Consider the following 17491-nt stretch of genomic DNA (forward strand, 5'->3'; position numbering starts at 1 on the left):
TGGAAGCACAGCCTATTATGCATAAAATTCCTGTTAATCGGCGTAAATACAATAAGTTAGTCGCCAATGAAATGCTGGAAGATTTCGCGCTGCGCTTTACCTCGAAACGCGCCCGCAAATGGTCAGCAACCTGGATAGCCAATAGCGCGCTGGGCATTGTCTCGTTTCTGGTTTTGGAAGCGTTGGGCGGTTCCATCACCCTCTCTTATGGTTCCATCAATGCGCTGTGGGCTATCGCGGCTGTTTCGGTCGTCGTGATTTTCAGCGGGATTCCAATCTGCTATTACGCTTCCAAATATGGTGTAGACATTGACTTGCTCAGCCGAGGCGCTGGGTTTGGTTATATTGGTTCCACTATTGTTTCGCTGATTTACGCCTCGTTTACTTTTATCTTTTTCGCGCTGGAAGCCGCGATAATGTCGATGGCGTTGGAACTGCTGTTGGGCATACCGCTGTTTTGGGGCTATATCATCAGTGCGGTGGCCGTGATCCCGCTTGTGCTGTTTGGCATCACCAATATCAGCCGTTTTCAGATGTTGTCGCAGCCACTGTGGCTGACTATGCAAATTGTTCCCTTGTTCTATGTATTCAGCCACTCCGATTCACAACTCGACAGTTGGCTGGCTTATACCGGCATTAATCAAAATGGGAATGGCTTTAATTGGTTACTGTTTGGCAGTGCATCGGCCGTATTACTGGCCGTCATTGCCCAGCTAGGTGAGCAAGTCGACTTTTTGCGTTTTCTGCCAGAGCAAAAAAAGACCGGTCGTTTCAAATGGTGGTTGGCGATGTTATTTGGCGGGCCGGGTTGGATGCTATTCGGTGCAGCTAAACTCGCCCTTGGCAGCTATCTGGCGTGGCTGGCAATCAGTCATGGGTTTTACCCCAAAGAAGCCAGTGACCCTGCGCATATGTATATCAATGCCTTTGGCTACATGACCGACAACACCAAGCTGGTGCTGCTGGCGGCGGGTGTGTTTGTCATTATGTCGCAGCTTAAAATCAACGTCGCAAATGCCTATGCCGGCTCACTGGCTTGGTCGAATTTCTTCTCTCGCTTAACGCACAACCATCCGGGCCGTGTGGTCTGGATGGTGTTTAATGTCGTGATTGCGCTCTTATTGATGGAGCTCGGCATCTACCAGTTGCTGGAAAAAACCCTGCAAGTTTATTCCGTATTGGTATTGGCGTGGATCGGCAGTTTAGTTGCCGACTTACTGATCAACAAACCGCTTGGCTTAAGCCCGCCGGGTATCGAGTTTAAACGATCGAAACTGTATGACATTAATCCGGTTGGTCTTGGCTCGATGATCATTGCGTCATCCATTGGGATAGCCGCCCACCTCGATATGTTTAATGAAGCCATCAAAGCGTTTGCTTCCTATATCGCCTTTGCCTTGCCGTTTATCACCGCACCGCTGATTGCGTGGCTAACCAAGGGCAAATTTTATCTGGTCAACGCCAAGACTCACATTCATACACATCACGATCATGAACTCGCCTGTTCTGTGTGTGAAAATGCTTACGAACCGGAAGATATGGCCCATTGCCCTGTTTATGGCGGTCACATCTGCTCGTTATGTTGCTCGCTCGATGTGCGCTGTGAAGATAAATGTCGCCCCCAGGCCACAATACATGAACAGATACACACATTCCTGAATCCGTTTCTTCCAGATGAGTTACTGCATAAACTTTCCAGCCCCATCAGTCAGTTTATGATTGTGTTGGCCATCGTCAGTAGCTTTATGGCGGCCATTTTCATGATCGCCTATAGCCAAATTCCCGCGCTGGCACCAGATAATATGCACACGATCACCGGTGGCATGTTCAAAGCGTTCGTGATGCTACTGATTCCGGTTGGCATTATCAGTGGCCTGTTTGTGCTGGCGCGGAACACCAGCCGCAATGCCATCACCGAGCTGAAAGCTCACATGCAACTTTTGACGCAAGAGATCAGTGCGCACGAGAAAACATCCCGAAAATTAGAACAAGCCAAAAAGTCAGCAGAAACCGCCAATAACGCTAAAAGCCGCTACCTCGCCGGGCTTAGCCATGAATTACGCACGCCGCTGAATGTCTTGCTGGGTTACGCCCAATTATTAAGTGATGACAGAAAACTGGATCATCAAACGCGCGAATATGCCCATATTTTACGGCGTAACGGGAAACACCTGTCTGATCTGCTGGAAGGGCTGCTGGAGATCTCCAAAATTGAGGCAGGTCGCCTTGAGCTGCAACGCGTTGAATTTAATCTGGCAACCATGCTCAATGAGCTGGCCGAAATGTTTGCCATGGAAGCCTCTCAGAAAGGGCTCGAATTTGAATACCTGCCCTGCGTGAACCTGCCCGTCTACATCGCCACCGATAAGCAACGCCTACGACAGATACTCATCAACTTGCTGAATAACGCGATCAAATATACTCGTGAAGGGAAAGTGATTTTCCGCGTCACTTACCGCAATCAGGTGGCACGTTTCTCCGTACAAGACACGGGCATCGGGCTATCCGAGCACGACATCCAGCAGATTTTTAACCCGTTTGAGCGCATTCAGACCCATAACACTCGCGCTATCCAAGGCACAGGACTTGGTCTGACGATTTCTCACGCGCTGGCCAACCTGATGGGCGGTGATATCTCCTGCCAAAGCCAGCCGGATGTAGGCAGTAATTTCACGCTAACGATGATGATGTCTGCGGTAGAAAGCCCGGTCTCGGTTCCCGTTCTGATTAACCAGAATATTACCGGTTACACTGGCGCACGGCAGACCATTCTGGTGGTTGACGATATTGCCGATCAACGCAATCTGGTGAGTAACATTCTCACACCGCTTGGTTTCAACATACTGCAGGCAAATGGGGCTTCAGAAGCGCTTAAGATGGCAGCGAGCCATACCATTCATCTTTATATTCTTGATATCACCATGCCCGAAGTCAGTGGATGGCAACTGGCGATCCAGCTGCGACAAAAAGGCATCCGCAGCCCAATTATGATGCTTTCCGCGAACATTCATGAGTTAGAAAAAAGCAACGTGCTCGCCAAATATCACAATGATTACCTGAGCAAGCCCATCTCTCGTGAACAACTGCTGACCAAGCTAAGCAATTTATTGCCGGTGGACTGGCTGTTTGAGGAAGAACCCGAGGATAAACCAATCACCACCGGTTTGGATGCAACCGCTGACCCCTCAGCGATCCCTTCGCGTGAAGAGCTAGCACAGTTAATCAATTATGCCGAAATTGGCTTTATGTCTGCATTCCTAAAGAAGCTTGATGAAATTATCCATTCCGGTGCCAGCACAGAGGCTTTTTTCGGTTCGATACGCAGCGATGCATCGCAATGTAAATTTGAAAAAGTCGTACATAACCTGAACGAGTTGATAAATGAGCATTATTGAATTCAGTAACATCATTGTCTTAGTGGTCGATGACTCGCCAGAGTCGCTCGGCATGCTCAACGCAACGCTCAATAAAGCCGGGCTTACCGTGCTGGTCGCACTGAGCGGCGCACAAGCGTTATCGATTGTGGAAAAGGTGCAGCCCGATGTAGTGCTGCTCGATGCGATCATGCCGGAAATGGATGGGTTTGATACCTGCCAGAAACTCAAAGAAAAGCTTCCTTCCACGCCCATTATATTTATGACCGGGCTGAACGACTCAGAGCATGTCATTCACGGTTTTGAAGTGGGCGGCGTCGATTACATCACCAAACCCGTCGTGCCCGATGAAGTTCTGGCGCGAATTAAGGTGCACAGTCATAACGCCAAGCTCGCAAAATCGGCACAATTCGCACTCGATTATGCCGGACAGTATATTTTCTGCGTCTCAAAACAAGGCCGCTTGGAATGGGCTACGCCCTATGTACAAGAACTTATCGGGAATATCGGTGGCGATATTCTGGAAACGTGGAAAAGCATTCAACCAGACATAGCCCGCTGGATCACATCAGAGCATAGGAAAGAGCCTCTGCTGCTGAATCAGTTTACCCCGCCGATTCAGGCAGAATATGCCGGTGAATATGATCAGTTACATGCGTTGATCCGCTTGGTGACACCGAAAAAACGCGGTACCGAAGAAGATCTGCAACGGGAACTCAACCTCACCAAACGCGAGTCACAAGTACTCTATTGGTTGTCATTTGGTAAAACCAACTGGGAAATTGCCACCATTCTTGAGATGAGCCCAAGAACGGTGAATAAACATCTTGAGCAGATCTACAAAAAACTGAATGTCGATAACCGAACCGCGGCGGCAAGTATTTCACTGCGGTTACTGGAGTAAAACCAGATCAAAGTAGAGGCCTGTTTTTCTTGGCTTCTACAATCCATTACTACTCCAATAGTTTGCGACAAAAGCGCAATATAATTTCCGACTTATATGTTCCATTTATTCTTCAAAAATGGAACGGATCGGGACATAGAAACTGCGCTTCGGCGCATCGATAACAACTTGAGTAGTAATGCGCCGAATTTGCGGCACTTTTCCCATCAGCTCCTGACTGAATTTGTCATACTCAGCAGCATTCGCAGCAGTCACGACGACCATCAGATCATACGGGCCAGTCACATAATAGACCTGCTGAATGTCTTCACGATTAACAATCCAGTTCTTAAATAAGCCTAATGCAACATAGTTATCGCGTTCGATCTCAAGCCCTGCGATAAAGGTCATCATGTTTGATACGTATTTAGGATCGACTACCGCAATCTCAGTTTGAATCACCCCCTCAGTACGCATTTTTTTCAAACGACGCTGGACAGCAGAAGCAGAAAGCCCGACCTGTTCAGCAATCTCCTCTGCCTGCACGCGGCTGTTTTTCTGAATGATATTGAGGATCTTGGCATCAAATGTATCAAGCTGCATGAATTGAAACTCTGTTAAATAAAACCTGATTTACAGCAAATTCCTTTTGCTGAAACGACTTTTTCTATATCCACTCTGGTGCATTTTGCGCACCAGCTTAAAACATTCCCGAACTGTTCTGGTGAGATGCATTTTTTCTGCAAAAACAACGCTGAAAACGCATTTTCCCGGCGTTTAAAAACGCTTTTCGCCGTTGAGCAACAGCTATTTTGTAAATACTACAAAGGAATTGCAACGACAGCAGGATAGCACAATGTCAGAAATAGTCCGGCCACTCAGGAAGAAAACGCCTCTCGCACTGGAAGTAAATCAGGTCCACAAGCGTTTCGGTGACAATGAAGTCCTGAAAGGCATTTCATTACAGGCGCATCACGGAGAAGTCATTTCTATTCTTGGCTCTTCAGGCTCAGGCAAAAGCACCTTCCTGCGCTGCATTAATTTTCTTGAAATTGCAGATCAGGGCACCTTCATCATCAATGGCGAAGAAATTCGCCAGACGCACGATCGTCATGGCAGGCAACACCCAACAGACTGGAAACAAATTGAACGTATCCGCAGTCGCTTAGGCATGGTGTTTCAGGGCTTCAACCTCTGGTCGCATCGCACGATTTTGGAAAACGTGATTGAAGCGCCTGTACATGTACTGAATCAGGATAAATACGAAGTCACCGAACAAGCGGAAGAACTGCTTCAGAAAGTGGGTCTTTATCACAAACGCCATGAATACCCGTCTTTCCTGTCCGGTGGGCAGCAACAACGTGCCGCGATTGCCCGTGCGCTCTGTATCAATCCGAAATTGATGCTGTTTGATGAGCCAACCTCTGCGCTTGACCCTGAACTGGTCGGCGAAGTTCTGAAAGTCATCCGCGATTTAGCCGATGAAGGCCGCACCATGTTGCTGGTCACCCATGAAATGAATTTTGCCCGCGATGTTTCAGACCATGTGGTTTTTATGCATCAGGGTCTGATTGAAGAAGAAGGTTCTCCTGATCGGATCTTCAATCATCCGAACAGTGAACGTTGTCGCCAGTTCACCTCTCAGTTTCGTCAATAAACCTCAATCAATACATGGAGTAACAACGCTATGAAAGCACGTTTGACAGCTGGACTTATCGCCCTCGCTTGCCTCACCAGCACTGCTGCACACGCAGAGATCCGCTTTGGGGTATCGAATGAAGCATATCCTCCGTTTTATACCAAAGATGCCAGCGGGAAATGGGCAGGTTGGGAAATTGACCTGATGCATGCCCTTTGTGATGAGATGAAAGAAAAATGCACCATTGTTGATATGACTTGGGATGGTCTAATTCCGGGCCTGAAGGCGAATAAAATTGATGTGATTTGGTCATCCATGTCGATCAATGAAGAACGCAAAAAAGTGATCGCGTTCACCGATAAATATTACAACACGCCAACTGAAATCGTCGGCCTGAAAGACGCACCACAAAAAGTCACCAAGGATGATTTGAAAGACAAAATCATCGGTACTTATGTTTCTTCCATTCAATCTGCTTATTTCAAAAAGCATTACAGCGACATTGCGACCGAGAAAAACTATCCAACACTGGATGAGTCCCTGCAGGATTTAGTCTCTGGTCGTGTCGATTACGTCATTGCCGACTCTATTCCGCTGGCGGCATTCCTTGAATCATCAACCGGTAAAGAGTGCTGCGAAAGCAAAGGTCAGGTTCCTGATGATGCTGAAATCTTAGGCACAGGCATTGGCGGCGGTTTAAGAAAATCCGATACCGCTCTGGTTGAAAAACTCAACAAAGCCATCGCTGCTGTGCGTGCAAATGGCAAGTACAAAGAAATTTCAGCGAAATATTTCAGTTTCGACCCATACGGTAACTAATCATGGATATCTCAACCTATACCAGCTTACTGGCACTGGAAGCTCCGGGATGGGGGACCGCTTTGTTGAAAGGCACGGTCACGACACTGGAAATTTCATTCGGTGCATTTCTGGCCGGGATTGTAATTGGGCTCTGCTGCGCATTGGGTAAATTAAACGGGAGCCGCTCTCTGGCTCCGGTTTTAAACCTTTACACCACTGTTGTGCGGGCCATTCCAGAGCTGATCCTGATAATTGCACTCTACTATGCCGGCACTGATTCGTTGAATGCAATCTTGAATGCCCTTGGTTTTGAATCGGTGGAAATCAATGGTTTTGCTACCGCTATTCTGGTGCTAGGCATTGTGCAGGGCGCTTATGCCACGGAGGTCATTCGAGGTGCGATTCTGGCCATCCCGACCGGGCAAATCGAAGCAGGAAAAGCTTTCGGGATGCCAGCAACCATGCGTTTTCGTCGCATCATCCTGCCAGCCATGATGCCAACTGCACTGCCGGGGTTATCTAACCTGTGGGCATCGGTCACCAAAGACAGCGCATTAATCGCCGTTCTAGGTTATCAGGAGCTCGCAATGATCACCAAGCTGGCGGCAAGTAATACCAAATTCTATTTCTTCTTTTTCTGTACGGCTGCACTGATTTATCTGGTGATCACCTTGTGTTCTAACTCGGTATTTGACTCGCTGGAACGTCGTTTCCGCCGTGGCCAGGTTCGGGTAGGTTAAGGAGTTTTTAAATGGATTTTTCATGGATCACCCATTACTGGCCACTGCTATTGAAAGGCGCAGAACAAACCATCGCACTATTAGTGATTTCAGTCAGCCTCGGATTCTGTCTGGCTGTTGTCCTGGCATTGTTACAAGTGATGGGACCAAAACCTCTGGCTAAATTTTCAAGCGGTTATTGCACGTTACTCCGTGGTACCCCATTGCTCGTACAGTTATGGCTGCTTTATTACGGTGTCGGCTCACTGTTACCGATGATCCCTGGGATTCGGCATAGCTTCATGTGGCCTGTTTTGCGGGAAGGATTCTTCTTCGCTTCCGTCACATTCACCCTGAACTATGCGGCTTATGAGGCTGTCGTTTTACGCGCTGCCCTGCTGTCTGTACCAAAAGGTGAGATCGAAGCAGGCAAAGCATTCGGTATGTCACGCTGGACGCTGATCCGTCGTGTTTGGCTACCTCGTGCCATCCGCATTGCATTACCAACCATTGCCGGTGAAGTCGTCTTGCAGCTGAAAGCAACACCCTTGGCTTTTACCGTCACCGTGATGGATCTCTACTCCGTCGCCTACAAAATCAGACAAGACACCCTGCTCGTGTATGAACCGCTCATTCTGGTTGCCGTTTTCTATGTCGCACTGAGTGCTCTCATCGTCAAAGTATTTGGACGTTTTGAACGTCAGCTACCGGTTCGCCGCTGAATTGAAAGGATATAAAAATGACTCAAAAACCTCTTCGCACATTTCGACCAGCGACGCTCGCTTTAAATGCAGGGTTAGAACCCGATGCACTGACTCACGCTATCGCACCCAATATCTCCATGTCAGTGAACAATAGCTTCATCCCTGGTGATGGTGCTTTTTCTGCGAACGGTTTAGATCTGACGGAAACACCTTTTCTCTATGCGGGTTGGACAAATCCGACGGTACGTCAGTTAGAAGAACGCTTAGCCGCACTGGAGAATACCGAAGATGCTTATGCTGCTGCGACCGGGATGGCAGCCATGGCTGCAGTTTTCTTTTCGCTGCTGAAATCAGGTGATCACCTGATCATCAGTGATGTCTGCTATGCCGCGATTAACGAACTTGCTTTGCAAGTCATGCCTTCATTTGGCGTTGATGTGACTGCAGTGAATTTGTCCCGGATTGATGAGGTAATTGCTGCCATCAAGCCAAACACTCGCCTCATCCATGCTGAAACTCCGAATAACCCACTGTTGCGTCTGACTGATCTACAGGCGCTTTCAGAAATTACTCGAGCGAAGAATATTCCGCTTTCTGTAGATTCCACTTTTGCGACACCGGTGGTGACCCGCCCTTGTGACTTTGGGGTAGATCTCGTGGTGCATTCGCTGACCAAATTTATCAATGGTCATGGCGATGCCTTAGGTGGTTGTGTTGCGGGCAAAAAATCGCTGATTTCTGAAATCCGCTCCAAAGCAGGTGTCTATCTGGGTGCCAGCCTGTCTGCACACAATGCGTGGCTCATCATGCGCGGTATCGATACCCTCTTCCCGCGAATGAATATGATGTGCCAGTCCGCCATGAAAATTGCGAGTTGGCTGGAACAACATCCCCGCGTTAAATCGGTGATTTATCCTGGTCTATCTTCACATCCTCAGCATGACCTCGCTAAACGTCAAATGGATAAGTTTGGCGGAATTGTGGTCTTCCAGGTGGATGATATTGATACCACCGAACAGCGTTTTGCGCATGAATCACATCTATTCCACTATGCCTATTCGATTGGCCATCAACGAAGTCTGGCCGTATTGCTGAAAACCGAAGATTTAATGAAATCGACTTATCGGCTGACATCTGAGCAACAGCAAGAATATCTGCAATATGCTGGCAAAGGGCTCTTCCGTTTGTCTATTGGGTTGGAATCTGTCGAGGATATGATTGAAGACCTGGAGTATATTTTACGATGACAGCATCCAATACCATCTCAATCAGCTACGCTGATGCTAGAACATCATCCGGAGATTTGCTCAAGCTTGGCATCATGGTCTTGCTATGGGGTTTCAGCTGGCCAGCCATGAAAATTTGCCTACTTTCGATCAGCCCATTATGGTTGGCAGCGATCCGCTTTGGCAGTGCGGCACTGTGTTTGTTCCTTTTTACAGGTATAAGAGGTGAATTAAAATTTCCGGTAAAGCAGGATATCCCAATCATCGCGAGTGTCGGTTTGTTACAAATGATGGCCTTTACAGTATTAGGTTTAATCGCCATGACAAAAGTTGCAGCAGGACAAGCAGCCCTACTCGCCTACACAACTCCACTATGGGTTTCACTGATCACCGTGGTTGTTTTACGCCGGTCGCTGGGAAAAAGTCAGCTGTATGCGGTAATAGCTGGCTTACTCGGTATTGTGGTAGTTTTCTCGCCATCACTGTTGAACGGGCAATCAGCTGCAATTATTGGGGATATCATGCTTTTAGGCGCTGCTCTATGTTGGAGTATCGTTATTGTTCATGTAAGGCAACATCAATGGCATAGTAGTCCGCTGATGCTAGCGCCATGGCAAATGTTACTGTCCGCGCTGCCGCTTATGATCATCGCATTGATAACAGAAGGGATCCCTCATATAAATTGGAACACTGAGTTAGTTAGCCTGTTAGTATTTATCGGCCCGCTTGCAACCTGTTTCTGTTTTGTAATTTCTTTGGCGGTAGGTAGACGTATCAACTCTGTTTCTATGTCTGTTGCAACTTTAGGAGTTCCGGTTATTGGACTGTTCTCTTCGATTCTTTTTTTGGGTGAGAAAATTACGCTAGCGATAGCCGTGGGGGTAGTTTTGATCCTCTGTAGTCTGGTTGGAATATTAATTGGTCCAGCAAAAATGGGGGATCAACAGATATAAGTTTGAACATATTATCGGATAGAGATCTATTAAATCATCAGGCAACAGTATTAAATATGAAGAAGCCAGAAAATAATCTGGCTTTTTTGGTCGGTGTGAACAAGCCACCGGTCTGATCGCTGGTAAAATTCTCTCTCATTATAAACATAAACAGATATTCAAAAAATTGTTACTCGGCAACGCCGGAACCATCAGATTTGCACTATCCCATTCGACTCCAGACAAAGCCATAAACAAGAAAAAAGGAAATTTCAATTTTGTGCCCATTTTGTGCCCAATTATTTATAGAGTTTCAATAAAATCATTGAAAAATCTTGAGAGGCATCGACATAAAAAATCCTAACATCATGTTTTATAAATACATAGTGTATGATATGCATACTTATGCTTGGATTAGAGATCCATTGATTACATCTTGACATGGTGAGGGTCGATGGTTCGATTCACCGATCATTTTGTTCAATATGCCTTTATAGGTGTCATAAACCCGTTCGGTTTAATAGCAATCAACGAGCAATTTAAATTTTGTAGTACATTCTCTGCTGTATTACCGATTACAAAACCAGGAATGCCACTTCGACCAACAGTCCCCATCACTAATATATCAATGTCGTTCTCAGTGATGAATTGAGGAATGACTTCATCCGGACTCCCTCGAACATGAGCAACCTCATAATTCTCAGTGATAGCAAATTCCTGGATTAGTTGATTTAATGCATCATGATGATGTTGGCTTGTTGCATTAACAAACTTGACGAGATCATCCGTGTCTACTTTAACACTCATATTCCTCGACAAATATTCTTCAAATATATAATCCCAACAAGATATTATTTTAAGTTTTCCATTATAGGTGTCGGCGAGTGACCTTGAAATCTCGAGTAAATGTAATGATAGAGAATGGCCCTCCGCAGTCGGACTTAATGGGTCAATTGCAACTGCGATATTCTTTTCATGATCCTTTTTATGTGTTGCCTTTGATATCCACGCCGGGCAGGGACATTTACGTAAAATGTCCATATCGATTGCTTTGAAACCACGTTCATCATCAATCTTTTCTGCATCTTTAATTAACAGATCATAACCGTTTTTGATGATATGACGAATGATGTAGATCGATGGGATACTGCTATATTCAATCTTGAAGTTCAGAGCGACATCAGACTCGTTCGCGGCAAATTCGCTTCGGGTAGCCTTGAGTTCATGCTTAAATTTGTCCGCTATGGAAAATTCAAAAACAGGCTTATATTCAGACAATTCTTTGGGAAATTCAGGACAAACAATCAACACATCCAGCTTTGCCTGGTTCTGATGAGCTAAGCGAACAGCATGTTTTAATGAGTTTTTTACTTCTAACATTCCATTGCTAACTAATAGAATCTTCTTGAAATTCAGCATGATTTTTCCCTCGATCAACTCATAAATACAAGCCCTTTTGAGTACTTACCTTGCTTAGCCTTGCCACAATCCTGCGAATTTAATGTGTAGGTAACAATTGGAGATATCTATATAAATGTATACCAAAATACGTGGGTCTGTATGTCGCACGATAAAAAACCAGAGTGTCGTGGCTTACTTTAATATCAGCATGCCAACCGTTCAGCTGAGCCTGACCTCATGCATAGTCGGTTTGGCTGTTGGTCAGCTGACATCGGGCCACTGAGCGATAAATATCGTCGTAAAATGCCCGCTTCTTTGCTTTATTAAGATGGTAATAATCTGGATCAAAATAACTCCAATTGTGGTGACCCAAATCGCCGGGTAAAGAGTGAGTGATCCAGATCGTCCAGGCTAATCTCCCGAAACCCCAATTGCCGGAAGTAACCCCGGAATTGGCCGAGCAGTTGTGCGGCTAATAGCCCCTCGCCCGTCATCCTGGTTTCGAAACTGAACTGTTTGCTGAAATCAGTCCGACATTCATCAATGCGGCTCATGACATCAGTTTTTAAATGCGGCATGTGCTGTTCCAGCCAGTCGGAAAAGAGTCCTTTGACTTCATGTGGCAGACGGATCAGGATATATCCCATACAGGTCGCTCCGGCCGCTCGGGCTGCCGTCATGATGGCTTCCATTTCATGATCATTGACCCCCGGGATCACTGGCGAAAACATCGCTTTTACCGGAATACCCGCTTCTGATAATCGTCTGATGGTGTCTAATCTGGCTTTGGGCAAAGACGCGCGAGGTTCAAGAATCCGGCTGAGTTCGTGTTGCAAACTGGTGAGCGTAAAATGCACTTCAACCAGATTATTTTTTGCCAGACGCTGCAGAATATCTATATCCCGCTCGATCAGACTGTTTTTGGTCAGAACGGAAACCGGATGCCGAAACTCTTCCATCACCTGAAGCAAACGCCGTGTGACTTCAAATTTACGCTCAATCGGCTGATAGGCGTCAGTATTAGTTCCCAACCCTATCACTGCTGGTCTGTATGACGGTTTCGAAAATTCAGCCCGTAGTAATTCGTCCGCATTGGTTTTTACAAACAGCTTTGATTCAAAATCGAGGCCCGGCGACAAGTTGTAATAAGCATGTGTTGGTCTGGCGTAACAATAGATGCAGCCATGCTCACAGCCGATATACGGATTGACGGTTTTAGACCATGGAATATCCGGCGATTGATTGGTGCTGATGATTGATTTGGCGGTAACAGCTTTTACTTCGGTCTGCAGAACGGATGACTCGAGGTTGTTCTCATGAAACGAGATTGGCTCTAACTGCCCGAAACGGCCTGTTCGCCGATCAGACGCTCCTCGCTTTTTCGGCAGCGGTCGTCCTTTGCATTGTGACGGTTCACAATATTTAAATTTCCCGCATGTACAAACACTTCGGCTCAACATAATCACCTATGCCTGTTCGGTTTGATTGATACCAAAACTGGCGACAATGAAATCAACAAAACTACGCAATTTAGGCGTCATGCGTCGATCGGGGGTATGTACCAGATGCATTGGCCGGGTTGGCGCTTTGTATTCCGGTAAAATTTCCACAAGCTGCCCGGACTGCAGATAGGGCGTGACCAATTCAGATGGTTGCAGCATGATCCCTGCCCCACACAGACCGGCGCAGACGATGGCTTCGCCACTATCTGACATCAGACGCCCTTTCACTTGCACGGTTTTATGACCATCAGGGCCATCGAATGTCCAGGTCGTTCGCAGTTCCGTATGTGAAAATCCCAGGCACTCATGACGCGTCAGATCATCGGGTGTTAATAAGGGCTCATGGGTTTCCATATAACGGGGCGATGCACATAAAATCAGGCGGTAGGGCCGTAGCTGACGGGCAATCAAACCACTGTCTGAAAGCTCACCGATCCGGAATATCGCATCAAAACCCTCATCAATCAGATCGATGTAGCGGTTCGATAAACATAATTCGACCGAAACTTCAGGATATAACTGCATATATTCCGCAATCTTCGGTGTCAGCGCATGCACACCAAACGTCACAGAAGCATTGATCCGAAGTTTCCCCTTGGGAACAATACGCGTCTGTGCTGCCAGCCCTTCTGCAATCTCCATTTCCGCCAGAATATTCCGGGCCCGTTCATAAAAAGTGGCGCCGATTTCCGTCAAATGCTGACTGCGGGTTGTTCTGTTCAACAATCTGACGCCTAAATGCTGCTCCAGCATGCGGACATTTTTTCCAACGAGCTGTGGCGACATTTGCAGAGCATCTGCCGCCGCTGAAAATGAGCCCAGCTCTACGGCTTTGACAAACATGGTCATGCTGAATAAACGATCCATTTCTTTCTCCACATCACATCGGGTGCAAGCTCATGAAACGGCACCGTTTACGGGCAATCTCAGACAGAAATCAGTTCACAATAAAGGAACTGCTCATTGGGATAAATAGCCGAAATGTTTACACATTGACAACATAATGTTTCTAATCGAATTAGAAATGATTCATTACAAGTGTTGAATCAAGATGGATATTTATCCAACCCATCTGGTCTTTTTATAGTGGCTGCATATTCACAGAGGAGAAAAACAATGCAAGTAGCAGTGATTGGCACAGGTAATATGGGTTCAGGTCTGGCATCTATTCTTGCTCAGGCAAAGCATGAAGTGACAATTGGCAGCCGCGATATGGCGAAAGCCGCCACGCTGGCCTCACAAGTTGGTCATGGCGCAGTCGGCGGTGATATTGAAGCTGCGGTAAAAATGGCTGATGTTGTGATTCTGGCGATCCCATTCCCTTTTGCAGAAGAAACGCTGAAAGCAGCCGGTGATCTGTCCAAAAAAATCATCATTGATATATCAAACCCAATCACACCAGATTTTCAGAGCTTGTTGATTGGTCATACGACATCTGCAGCGGAAGAGATTCAGAAACTGGCACCACAGGCCAAAGTCGTGAAAGCATTTAACACCATTTTTGCGCAGTTATTGCCGACTGAAGCACGTGAAGGAAAAACGCTACAGGTCTTCGTTGCAGCTGATGATGCCGGTGCGAAAGCAGAGGTCTCTGCGTTAGTAAAATCTCTGGGATTCGACGCTGTCGATGCGGGCCCGTTAAGCAACAGCCGTTTCATTGAACCGATTGGTGAAATGAATATTCACTTCGGCTATTTCCTAGGTTGGGGCCCGGTTTCTGCGCCTATGTGGCCACGCGCTTAATGCTACTGAGGCTTTCTATCCCCTTCAGCAGTTAAATCATATATAGCCTCTATAGGGGATAATTTGAGTTTATCCCCTATAAATGAAGATCCAAAAACAAACCGCTGCAGTGAGTTGTGCTGCCGCTTTTTCGCTTTCAGTCCATGGAATGACTAAATCGTTTTTGCCATCTTGATACCCCTTAATATCCGTAATCGCTCATGTCGGGACCTGCCGGGACAATGCCATTCGGGTTCAGTGCTTTAATCGAGTAGTAGCCCTGTTTGATATGATCAATGTTCACTGTTTCACGAATAACGGGAATCGTCAGCATGCGTTTCACATAGGCATTGAGCAATGGATATGCCCTGAGTTGTCGTAAATTACACTTAAACAACCCGTGATAAGCAGCATCAAAACGGATCAACGTGACAAACAACCGGATATCAGTTTCCGTGAGCTGCCCGCCAATCAGAAATTCCCGTTCATCACTGAATCGCTGTTCCAGTGAGTTCAGCATACTGAATACATCCTCACAGGCTTCCTGATAACTCACCTGAGAAGTCGCAAATCCGGCACGGTAAACACCGTTATTAAGTTTCTGGTAAATCTCGTCATTCAGCGTGTCAATTTCATTACTGAGCACAGCGGGATACAGGTCGATATCGCTTGATGCCAGCGCACCGAAACCACTGTTCAGCATACGAACAATATCGGCTGATTCATTGTTCACGATGGTTCTGAGCTTTTTATCCCACAAGACGGGCACCGTCGCACGGCCGGTATAATTTGCATCCGCTTGGGTGTAAAGCTGGTGCAGCCATTCCGCGCCATTGAGTTCATCACGGTCAGCGCCCGGGTAATCACCGAAGTGCCAGCCCTGATCTAATATCCATGGCTCAACCACTGACACACTGATCACCGATTCCAGCCCTTTTAACTTGCGGGCGATCAACGTACGCGATGCCCAGGGGCAAATCAGTGCGACATACAGATGATAGCGATCAGGTTCAGCGTTAAATCCGCCTGTGCCGGTTATCCCCGGTTTTCCGTCCGGAGTAACCCAATTACGGAAACCGGAGATCTGACGGACAAAGCCCCCTTTTGCATCCGATGCCTGCACCGGATGCCAGTTTGCGTTCCATTTTCCATTTACTAACATGGCTGGCCTGCCTATTTTTTCATCATAGTAGGTTTCAGGGCAAACTTACCGTCGCCGGTCAGCGCAAGTACAATCAGTCCGACAATCCAGAATGCCAGGAATTCCCAACCACCGTTTGGATTGCTGAAGAAGAATCCGGCAGATCCGTGCACGGTGACGATCGCACCCAGTAATATCGGGATCAGCGCGACAGCGACGATACGTGCATAGATACCAAGGATTAACGCTATGCCCCCAATCAGTTCCACGCCCATGGTTAAATAAGCCAGTCCGCCCGGAAGGCCGAGGGATGTGAAAAATTGAGCCGTACCGGCCGGTGTAAACACGAAATATTTCAGGCCGAAGTGAGCCAGAAACAGGGTGCCCAATGCAAGACGCATAATCAGTGCGGCATAAGGTGCGGTATGGTTATTAGTCATGATGATTTCCTCTCAGTCTGTGAATGTTGACGAGAGTTAATGTAGCTGACTTCCTTAAAAAGGATTATCCCCTCAAAAAGGGGAAGATTACTTCCATATTGGAAATAATCACCACCCTTTCTCCCACTCTGGCTCACCGGATAACGCGGTAACGAGAAAATCGATCACTGCGCGGGACTTTCTGGCCAGATGCTTTGCCGGCGGATACAGCGCATACAGCCCTAAAATCGGGAGTTCACAATTGGTCAGCACAGGCACAACTTCTTTTGCTCTCAGCGCATCAGCAGCGACAAACGACGGTAACCGGGCGATCCCCAGCCCGGCACAGGCCGCTTTCAGACAGACTTCCGCATTGGAAAATTTCAGACGGCCATTGACCGGGTATTCATCAATGACCTTATTCTGATCCAGAAATGGCCAGATAAACGGATCACGAAAATTGGTATCCAGAATACATTCATGTTGGGACAATTCATGCCAGTGCGCAGGCATTCCCCGCTCGTTAAGATAGCCGGGCGACGCCACATGGATCACCCGGATATCGCACAGTTTTCTGGCTATCAGGCTACTGTCAGACAGTTTTCCGATCCGTAATGCCAAATCAAAACCATCATCCACGACGTTGACCAGTCTGTCAGAAAAACTGACATCCAGTTCGATCTGCGGATAACGCTGAGCAAAAGCGATCAGATGCGTTGCCAGTTGCATTGAACCAAACGTTACCGGCGCTGAAATACGCACCTTGCCAGAGGGAGAATCTGACGTGTTACGAATGTCATCATTCAAAGCGTCGTAGTCATCGAGCAGTCTTTTCACGCGTTCATAATAAGCCAGTCCGATCTCCGTTGCGGCTAACGCTCGGGTGCTGCGTTTGAAAAGTTGTACACCTAAATTCTGCTCCAGCCTCGAAATCAGTTTGGAGGCTTGCCCACTGCTTATTCCCAATCGTTGGGCCGCGCTGGCAAAACTACCAACATCCATGACAGCAACAAACATTCGATCACAGT

The 17491-nt window shown here is 47.1% G+C and carries 16 protein-coding genes; 9 read left to right on the plus strand and 7 right to left on the minus strand.

What is annotated here, in order from left to right; all coding sequences use genetic code 11:
- Positions 1–17: 17 nt before the first annotated feature.
- Entirely contained in the window at positions 18–3395 is a 3378-nt protein-coding gene (locus TOLA_RS08290; protein ID WP_041609792.1) for a hybrid sensor histidine kinase/response regulator, read from the plus strand.
- On the plus strand, positions 3382–4278 hold the full coding sequence (locus TOLA_RS08295) for a response regulator transcription factor (protein ID WP_015878711.1): 897 nt from the start codon (positions 3382–3384) through the stop codon (positions 4276–4278). Before TOLA_RS08290 ends, TOLA_RS08295 begins: the two co-directional genes overlap by 14 nt.
- 105 nt (positions 4279–4383) lie before the next feature.
- On the opposite strand, the gene TOLA_RS08300 is transcribed toward TOLA_RS08295, so the two are convergent.
- Positions 4384–4860 carry an Lrp/AsnC family transcriptional regulator gene (locus TOLA_RS08300; protein WP_015878712.1) on the minus strand — a complete coding sequence of 159 codons (477 nt, stop codon included), beginning with the start codon at positions 4858–4860 and terminating at the stop codon, positions 4384–4386.
- 253 nt (positions 4861–5113) lie between these two features.
- On the opposite strand from TOLA_RS08300, the gene TOLA_RS08305 reads away from it, so the two are divergent.
- Genes TOLA_RS08305 through TOLA_RS08330 form a run of 6 tightly spaced genes read left to right on the plus strand, consistent with a single transcriptional unit; the run spans position 5114 to position 10299 of the window.
- Positions 5114–5914, plus strand: a complete 801-nt coding sequence (locus tag TOLA_RS08305; protein WP_015878713.1) for an ABC transporter ATP-binding protein — start codon at positions 5114–5116, stop codon at positions 5912–5914.
- A gap of 30 nt (positions 5915–5944) precedes the next feature.
- On the plus strand, positions 5945–6715 hold the full coding sequence (locus TOLA_RS08310; protein ID WP_015878714.1) for a transporter substrate-binding domain-containing protein: 771 nt from the start codon (positions 5945–5947) through the stop codon (positions 6713–6715).
- A gap of 2 nt (positions 6716–6717) precedes the next feature.
- On the plus strand, positions 6718–7437 hold the full coding sequence (locus tag TOLA_RS08315) for an ABC transporter permease (protein WP_015878715.1): 720 nt from the start codon (positions 6718–6720) through the stop codon (positions 7435–7437).
- 11 nt (positions 7438–7448) lie between these two features.
- The gene (locus tag TOLA_RS08320; RefSeq protein WP_015878716.1) at positions 7449–8138 is read left to right on the plus strand and encodes an ABC transporter permease; all 690 of its coding nucleotides are present in this window, start codon (positions 7449–7451) and stop codon (positions 8136–8138) included.
- 17 nt (positions 8139–8155) lie between these two features.
- Positions 8156–9367 carry a trans-sulfuration enzyme family protein gene (locus tag TOLA_RS08325; protein ID WP_015878717.1) on the plus strand — a complete coding sequence of 404 codons (1212 nt, stop codon included), beginning with the start codon at positions 8156–8158 and terminating at the stop codon, positions 9365–9367.
- Entirely contained in the window at positions 9364–10299 is a 936-nt protein-coding gene (locus tag TOLA_RS08330) for a DMT family transporter (protein WP_015878718.1), read from the plus strand. The genes TOLA_RS08325 and TOLA_RS08330 overlap by 4 nt, the downstream gene beginning before the upstream one ends.
- 459 nt (positions 10300–10758) lie before the next feature.
- Here the strand turns inward: TOLA_RS08330 and TOLA_RS08335 are convergent, their stop codons facing one another.
- The 3 genes from TOLA_RS08335 to TOLA_RS08345 form a co-directional block, all read right to left on the minus strand.
- Positions 10759–11697 carry a universal stress protein gene (locus TOLA_RS08335; protein WP_015878719.1) on the minus strand — a complete coding sequence of 313 codons (939 nt, stop codon included), beginning with the start codon at positions 11695–11697 and terminating at the stop codon, positions 10759–10761.
- Positions 11698–12023: 326 nt separating this feature from the next.
- Positions 12024–13139: a PA0069 family radical SAM protein gene (locus TOLA_RS08340; protein ID WP_015878720.1), complete on the minus strand. Its 1116-nt coding sequence runs from the start codon at positions 13137–13139 to the stop codon at positions 12024–12026.
- 6 nt (positions 13140–13145) lie between these two features.
- A complete protein-coding gene (locus TOLA_RS08345) occupies positions 13146–14048 on the minus strand; it encodes a LysR family transcriptional regulator (RefSeq protein ID WP_015878721.1) in 903 nt (300 codons plus the stop codon).
- Positions 14049–14297: 249 nt separating this feature from the next.
- Between TOLA_RS08345 and TOLA_RS08350 the strand changes: the two genes are divergently transcribed.
- Positions 14298–14924 carry an NADPH-dependent F420 reductase gene (locus TOLA_RS08350; protein ID WP_015878722.1) on the plus strand — a complete coding sequence of 209 codons (627 nt, stop codon included), beginning with the start codon at positions 14298–14300 and terminating at the stop codon, positions 14922–14924.
- A 181-nt stretch (positions 14925–15105) separates the two neighbouring features.
- Here the strand turns inward: TOLA_RS08350 and TOLA_RS08355 are convergent, their stop codons facing one another.
- The 3 genes from TOLA_RS08355 to TOLA_RS08365 form a co-directional block, all read right to left on the minus strand.
- Complete coding sequence (locus TOLA_RS08355; protein WP_015878723.1) at positions 15106–16065, minus strand: glutathione S-transferase family protein; 960 nt, start codon at positions 16063–16065, stop codon at positions 15106–15108.
- An 11-nt stretch (positions 16066–16076) separates the two neighbouring features.
- The gene (locus TOLA_RS08360; RefSeq protein WP_015878724.1) at positions 16077–16484 is read right to left on the minus strand and encodes a DoxX family protein; all 408 of its coding nucleotides are present in this window, start codon (positions 16482–16484) and stop codon (positions 16077–16079) included.
- Between the two features lie 108 nt (positions 16485–16592).
- Positions 16593–17480, minus strand: coding sequence for a LysR family transcriptional regulator (locus TOLA_RS08365; RefSeq protein WP_218916102.1), 888 nt, complete (start codon positions 17478–17480; stop codon positions 16593–16595).
- Positions 17481–17491: the final 11 nt, after the last annotated feature.

This window comes from Tolumonas auensis DSM 9187, assembly GCF_000023065.1.
GTDB classification, from domain to species: domain Bacteria; phylum Pseudomonadota; class Gammaproteobacteria; order Enterobacterales; family Aeromonadaceae; genus Tolumonas; species Tolumonas auensis.

Bases quoted from the DNA above. Each gene is read 5' to 3' on its own strand.
- TOLA_RS08360 (WP_015878724.1), bottom strand. From the start codon at position 16,484: ATGACTAATAACCATACCGCACCTTATGCCGCACTGATTATGCGTCTT.
- TOLA_RS08300 (WP_015878712.1), bottom strand. From the start codon at position 4,860: ATGCAGCTTGATACATTTGATGCCAAGATCCTCAATATCATTCAGAAA.
- TOLA_RS08355 (WP_015878723.1), bottom strand. From the start codon at position 16,065: ATGTTAGTAAATGGAAAATGGAACGCAAACTGGCATCCGGTGCAGGCA.
- TOLA_RS08295 (WP_015878711.1), top strand. From the start codon at position 3,382: ATGAGCATTATTGAATTCAGTAACATCATTGTCTTAGTGGTCGATGAC.
- TOLA_RS08350 (WP_015878722.1), top strand. From the start codon at position 14,298: ATGCAAGTAGCAGTGATTGGCACAGGTAATATGGGTTCAGGTCTGGCA.
- TOLA_RS08320 (WP_015878716.1), top strand. From the start codon at position 7,449: ATGGATTTTTCATGGATCACCCATTACTGGCCACTGCTATTGAAAGGC.
- TOLA_RS08365 (WP_218916102.1), bottom strand. From the start codon at position 17,480: ATGTTTGTTGCTGTCATGGATGTTGGTAGTTTTGCCAGCGCGGCCCAA.
- TOLA_RS08330 (WP_015878718.1), top strand. From the start codon at position 9,364: ATGACAGCATCCAATACCATCTCAATCAGCTACGCTGATGCTAGAACA.
- TOLA_RS08335 (WP_015878719.1), bottom strand. From the start codon at position 11,697: ATGCTGAATTTCAAGAAGATTCTATTAGTTAGCAATGGAATGTTAGAA.
- TOLA_RS08340 (WP_015878720.1), bottom strand. From the start codon at position 13,139: ATGTTGAGCCGAAGTGTTTGTACATGCGGGAAATTTAAATATTGTGAA.
- TOLA_RS08315 (WP_015878715.1), top strand. From the start codon at position 6,718: ATGGATATCTCAACCTATACCAGCTTACTGGCACTGGAAGCTCCGGGA.
- TOLA_RS08345 (WP_015878721.1), bottom strand. From the start codon at position 14,048: ATGGATCGTTTATTCAGCATGACCATGTTTGTCAAAGCCGTAGAGCTG.
- TOLA_RS08310 (WP_015878714.1), top strand. From the start codon at position 5,945: ATGAAAGCACGTTTGACAGCTGGACTTATCGCCCTCGCTTGCCTCACC.
- TOLA_RS08290 (WP_041609792.1), top strand. From the start codon at position 18: ATGCATAAAATTCCTGTTAATCGGCGTAAATACAATAAGTTAGTCGCC.
- TOLA_RS08305 (WP_015878713.1), top strand. From the start codon at position 5,114: ATGTCAGAAATAGTCCGGCCACTCAGGAAGAAAACGCCTCTCGCACTG.
- TOLA_RS08325 (WP_015878717.1), top strand. From the start codon at position 8,156: ATGACTCAAAAACCTCTTCGCACATTTCGACCAGCGACGCTCGCTTTA.